The following is a 3738-nucleotide window of genomic DNA, read 5'->3' on the forward strand; positions in this document are numbered from 1 at the left end:
ACCGGCATCTGCCGCACCTGCCAACGCCCGATTCCCGCAAAGAAACCCACACGTCGAACCCGAGCAGCCGCCTTGACTTAACGAAGTACTACTAGTGGACTTCTGGCGAAGGCCGCAGGGGAATTCGGCGTGAATCCGGAACTGTCCCGCAACGGTACGTCGCCCGACTCAGGGTGTAGTGAGTCCGAGGACCTGCCCTTCAGAACGTGCCGAGCGTGTACGCGCTTGGCCCTTCTGACAGGGCTTCGGGACATCGTGACGAAGCTCGATCCATCCGGATCGGGCTCTTCTGCTGTCGAACCCCAAGCTCCCCGCCGAAGGGCTGACGTCTGCGTACGCCGACGAACTCCCGCCGCCGTAGGCGGGCACAGCTTGGAGGACTTCGTGACCATTCAGATCGCGCCGCTGGCGGCCCTGCTCATCGTTGTGGGCTTCGCCGTTGGCTTCTCGGTCTTCAAGCACACCGCCCGGAGCACCCATGGAGCCGTGGGCCGGGGGGACCTCGGCACCTCGATCGGCGCGGCGGCTGCCGTCGTGACCGTGCTCGCGCTCCTGCTCACCCCCGGCTTCGGTCAGACGCCGACCCCGTTGCCGTCACCGGCGAATCCGGGCTCGACTTTGCCGACTCGGTAGACAGAGGGAACCCGCGCGGCTCCCCGGGTACATCAGGTTGAGCGGGGCCCGCCACGGATGATGGCGGCCCCGCTTCGCTGCGCCCCGACCGGGGTCGGGGTCCTCCGCAGGGGTGATTTTTCCCCTCGCGTACGCGTAGGCGACTTGTGCGGTGCGCCCCCAACTCCCCCTGGAAACATGCCTATTGACAACAAACAGGATCTTCCTGGATGTTTCGGTCGCAGCCCGGTGGTCGGGCTGCTGGTGGAGGGAGAGTGTGATGGGCATGCAGCGTGAGGCGTACGACGAGGGGCAGGCCGCGGGGCGTCTGCGGGTGCCGCTGGCGGCGTGGCGGTGGGCGGCCGGGACCGGGCTAGTTCCGCCGGTGGACGCGGGCTCGGGGGAGTGGTCGCGGGCGGTGGTGGAGGCCACCGACCCGGAGGCGGTACGCGCCGCCCTGCGTGGGCCGGTCGGCGCGGGGTGGGCCGCGGACCGGCTGACGGACGCGCTCGGCGTCCCGCTCCCGTGGCGGCGGCCGCGGGTGACCGCGGCCGCGGTCGGCCACCTCGTACGCGCCGGCCTCCTGCTCCGCCTCGGCGGCGACACCGAGTTCCCGGAGGTCCACCCGGACCAGGTGGACGCTGGCCCGCCGCCGGGACCTCCCCGCCCTCCTGGACCACCACGTGCCCCTGGGCCCGGACCAGGCCGCCGTACGCCTCGGCGTCCGCCGCACCGACTTCGACCACGTGGTGCGCCTCGGCTGGCTGTCCCCGGTGGGCACGGCCGCCGTCGACTACGGCCGGGCGTACGGGGGAGTGGTGCAGGTCCCGCTGTACTGCGCCTTCCCTGTTGTATCGGCGTGTTGAAGGTGAGCCGATCCGATAGGGCGGCGTGATGAGTGGTGGCGTGTGGCCTGGTCTGGGTTCCCAGGGCCATGTCACGGCGCGACGTCCGAGTTCAGCTTCGCCGAGACCGCCTTGGCGCCGGTCGGCACGCGCCGGTTGTGTTCCTCCTCGGTGGGCCAGTGAATCTTTAGGCTCAAAACTCGCTGTTCGAATCCGACTGTCGACCCGTAGTAATGGCTTCGTGGCCTGACCGGCCGTCCGCGATCAAAAGGAGCCACGACCGATGACTCGTCTTCGCACCACAGGTATGGCCCTCGCCGGTGCCGCAGCGATGTTTGCTCTGACCGCCGTGCCGGCCCACGCTGCCCCTGGTGACGTCTCCACCTCCTGCGCGAGCGTTCTCACCCCGACCGGGTACGTAGACGTCAGCTGGGGGTACAGCAGCAGCTGCGGCACGCAGAGCTTCAGCCCGAACATCAAGCAGATAAAGCAGCTCACCGGGCTGCCCGTCGGCACCGTGGTCCAGGCCTGCGCCTCCACGTACCAGCCTGCGGGCTGGGTTCAGACCGGCTCGTACTACAGCAGCAGCTGCGTCTACTCGTCGAACCCCAGCTTCAACAACAACGCGTGGCAGCTCAAGCGCGTCTCCTGATCCGGGATCGCGGCATGGCTCCACATGAGGGCGCCGTACGGATCGGCAGCTCGGTCCGGTCCGTAAAGCTCCTCCTGGAAGCGGCCACCGCGGTGCCTGTGGGCGCAAGCCGATAGAGCCGTCCCGCCACAACTGCCAGGGGCTCCGTGCGGGGAAATGCCAACACGCGGAACCTGGCAGGGAATCCGCGGACGCCGTTGCGCTGCTGCCGCAGACCCGCCCCGCCGTCGACTGGCGGCAGGTCCGCCGGACCGGCCCCAGCCGACGCTCCCCGCTCGCCGCGTTGCAGCCGGCCGCCCCCGCCGACGACACGGCGTTCTTGGCGGAGGCCGCGCGGATCGCCCGGGTGGGCCGCGCCGCGGTCACCGTGTGGCGCCGGACCCTGCCCGGCTTCCCCGACCCGGTCGCCGGTACCGACGTGCACCCCCGCTTCGACCGGCGCGCGATCGCAGCCTGGCTCCTCACCCACGACAAACTCACCATCCCCCACACGCTCGCCACCGCCGTCCTGTCCGCGACCGCCGCAGGAGTCGACGCGCTGCGCGTCCGCCTGGCCGACCCGGAGCTGTTCCTGGCCGACGACATCGAGGGAACGGACCGGGTGTCCGGGTGGGTGGAGCCGGCTGACGCGAACGCCCTGATTGGTGCCTCCGGTGCTGCGTGGGGGATGAGCGTGCGGCGGCTGGCCGTCCCGGGGTTCGGAGCGGTGGCGGTGACGGGTGACGTCCGGGTGAGTGACCGGGTCGCCTCGGCGGCGGGCGTGTACATCGAGCTGTCGTGGCCGGCCCGCGTGCGGGGCCGCGCCGACTCTGCCTCGGGGATCGTCCGGCACGGCCTGGCGCACACTCTGGGGGAGGGGTGCCCGTGCGCGCGGCACGCCTGCGGCGGGATCGTTCCCGCTTCCTGGTGCGCGGAGCACGGGGCGACGGCGTCACCGGTGATGGAGTGGCACCCCGGTGGGGGCATCCGCTGCGCGGAGCTGACGCAGGACCGGGAAGGGGCGGCCCTGACCGCCTCTCCGTAGCAGCGGCGCCCCGCCGGTCGGGCGCGGGCCGGACGGCGGTTAGTCGGTACCAGCCCGCACCGACATGGGTGTGCGGGTCAGGCCCGGTGCCCGCTTCGACGGGGGCAGTACCGCCGGGCCGCCCCATCCTTCCTACGCGCTGCCCCCGCCGCAGAACGCTGGTTAGCGTCACCGGTAGGCGTCACCCGGTGACGCCTGCTGAACGGGACGCGTTCCGCCGACGCCATGCCCGCGTGCGGCAGCGCGGGGAGCAGTACCGGCTGTCGGAGCGCTTCCGTTTCCCGAACGGGGTGTAGCTGGAGTACCACGTCCCACGGCACTCGGGGCATTCGAACTTCGGCCAGGGATGCCGACGCCCCTCCAGCACGGCACGCAGGGCCTCGCCTCCCGCGTCAAGCTGCGCCCGCCGGGCCCTCCACTGCCGCCATGCCGCCGTCCGGCAAGCTGCGTCGCAGTACCGGCGGGATGTCCTCGACTCTGGCGGGAGCGTGGCCCCGCATTGCGAGCACCGCCATGGTGCCGTCGTGTGTGTCGCCATTTGCAGAGCCGCAGGCCGCTCCACGGATGGGCGCGCTGGACTGCCCGGGCGACGGTAGTGCGCTTAA

At 71.3% G+C, this 3738-nt stretch carries 3 protein-coding genes and 1 riboswitch; all 3 genes read left to right on the forward strand.

What is annotated here, in order from left to right:
• The first annotated feature begins 75 nt into the window (after window positions 1-75).
• Window positions 76-215: riboswitch (cobalamin riboswitch) on the forward strand.
• Between the two features lie 157 nt (window positions 216-372).
• The 3 genes from ACFWTC_RS38670 to ACFWTC_RS38680 all read left to right on the forward strand — a co-directional run bounded on the left by ACFWTC_RS38670 (window position 373) and on the right by ACFWTC_RS38680 (window position 3133).
• Window positions 373-633, forward strand: coding sequence for a hypothetical protein (locus ACFWTC_RS38670; RefSeq protein ID WP_384030118.1), 261 nt, complete (start codon window positions 373-375; stop codon window positions 631-633).
• A 1107-nt stretch (window positions 634-1740) separates the two neighbouring features.
• On the forward strand, window positions 1741-2109 hold the full coding sequence (locus ACFWTC_RS38675) for a hypothetical protein (RefSeq protein ID WP_383806670.1): 369 nt from the start codon (window positions 1741-1743) through the stop codon (window positions 2107-2109).
• Window positions 2110-2392: 283 nt separating this feature from the next.
• The gene (locus ACFWTC_RS38680; RefSeq protein ID WP_384030116.1) at window positions 2393-3133 is read left to right on the forward strand and encodes a hypothetical protein; all 741 of its coding nucleotides are present in this window, start codon (window positions 2393-2395) and stop codon (window positions 3131-3133) included.
• Window positions 3134-3738: the final 605 nt, after the last annotated feature.

This window comes from Streptomyces sp. NPDC058619 (assembly GCF_042717785.1).
Classification (GTDB): Bacteria; Actinomycetota; Actinomycetes; order Streptomycetales; family Streptomycetaceae; genus Streptomyces.